At 69.2% G+C, this 1953-nt stretch carries 2 protein-coding genes; both read right to left on the minus strand.

From position 1 onward, the window contains the following. Positions 1-526: substrate-binding domain-containing protein (locus AC1DOC_RS31590; protein WP_478131329.1), on the minus strand; the 526-nt coding region annotated here is incomplete at its 3' end. A gap of 61 nt (positions 527-587) precedes the next feature. Next, positions 588-1953: aldehyde dehydrogenase family protein (locus tag AC1DOC_RS31595; protein ID WP_478131330.1), on the minus strand; the 1366-nt coding region annotated here is incomplete at its 5' end.

The raw sequence follows: 1953 nt of genomic DNA on the forward strand, positions 1-1953 counted from the left end.
GGTCGATGGCCGGCGCCGAGCCCACGGTGCCCTGCAGCTCGACGATGTTCACCTCGCCCTTCTGGTCCTTCATCTTCTCGACCAGCCAGCGGCCCGCCTTGCGGCCTTCCTCGACGAAGTCGGAGCCCATGAAGGTCACGTAGAGCGAGTCGTCCTTGGTGTTCACCGAGCGGTCGGTCAGCACCACCGGGATCTTGGCGGCCTTGGCTTCGCGCAGCACGGTCTCCCAGCCCGATTCGACCACCGGCGAGAAGGCGATCACGTCCACCTTCTGCGCGATGAACGAGCGAATGGCCTTGATCTGGTTTTCCTGCTTCTGCTGCGCGTCGGAGAACTTGAGCTCGATGCCGGCTTCCTTGGCCGAGGCCTTGATCGACTCGGTGTTGGCGGTGCGCCATTCGCTCTCGGCGCCCACCTGGCTGAAGCCGAGCACGATCTTCTTCTGCGCCAGCGCGGTGGCGGGCAGGAGCCCGCCGAGCGAGGCGGCGGCGAGTGCGATATTGAGGGTGCGGCGATTGAGTTTCATTGGAATGTCTCCTTCTTTCTGAGTGCTATGTTTGCTTGCTGATGAAAACCGTCCGTGGTGGTCAGGCCAGCATGTAGCCGGTCTTGACCGTCGTGTAGAACTCCGCGGCATGGCGCCCTTGTTCGCGCGGCCCGTAGCCCGACCCCTTGCGCCCGCCGAAGGGCGCGTGGAAGTCCACGCCCGCCGTCGGCAGGTTGACCATCGTCATGCCGACTTCGGCATGGCGCCTGAAATGCATCGCGTGCTTGAGCGAATTGGTGCAGATGCCCGCGCTCAGGCCCGAAGGCGTGTCGTTGCACAGCGCCAGCGCCTCGTCGTAGTCGGCCGCGCGCAGCACGCAGGCCAGCGGGCCGAAGATTTCCTCGCGCGCGATGCGGTGCCCGGGCTGGGCCAGGAACAGCGCGGGGCTCATGTAGTGGCCGGCCGTGGCGCGCTGGAGCGGCTCGCCGCCCCACACATGCTCGGCGCCCTCTTCGCGCGCAATGCCGACCCAGGCCAGGCTGCGCGCGAGGCGCTCTTCATCGACCAGCGGCCCGACGTCGACGCCGCGCTCCAGCGCATGGCCGATCTTCAGCGCCTTGAGGCGGTCGCGCAGCCGCGAAACGAAGGCGTCGTGCACCGCGGCCTCGACGATCAGCCGGCTCGACGCCGTGCAGCGCTGGCCGTTGGAAAAATAGGCGCCCTGCACCGCGCAGTCGACCGCATGGTCGATGTCGGCATCGGCCAGCACCACGAGCGCGTTCTTGCCGCCCATCTCGAGCTGCACCTTGGCGCGCCGCGCGGCGGCCGCCTGCAGGATGCGTTCGCCGTTGCGCGCCGAGCCGGTGAAGCTCAGGGCATCGACCAGCGGGCTGTCGACCAGCGCCTGGCCCGCCTCGCGGCCGCTGCCCATCACGAGGTTGAACACGCCCGCGGGCAATGCGGCGCGGCTGATGATCTCGGCCAGCGTCCAGCCGCAGGCCGGCACCAGCTCGGCCGGCTTGAACACCACGCAGTTGCCATGCGCGAGCGCCGGCGCAATCTTGGTGGCCGGCACCGCGAGCGGCGAATTCCATGGCGTGATGAGCCCGGCCACGCCCACCGGCTCGCGCGTGACGTCGACCTGCACGCCCGCACGCAGCGAGGCCATGTTCTCGCCGCCGCCGCGCAGCGCCTCGCCCGCAAAGAACTTGAACACTTGCCCCGCGCGCGCCGCCTCGGCCACGGCCTCGGGCAGGGTCTTGCCGACTTCGCGCGCCAGCAGCAGGCCCAGCTCGTCCTTGCGCGCCAGGAGTTCGGTGCCGATGCGGTCGAGCACGTCGGCCCGGCGCTGCGGCGTGCTGTGGCTCCAGTGGGAAAAGGCATCGGCGGCCGCGCGGATCGCGGACTCCACCTGGCGGCGATCGGCCCGTGCGTATTCGGCCACCACTTCGCTGGTGTCCGAAGGA

The sequence above is a fragment of the Variovorax sp. 01T439_2 genome (assembly GCF_056398445.1).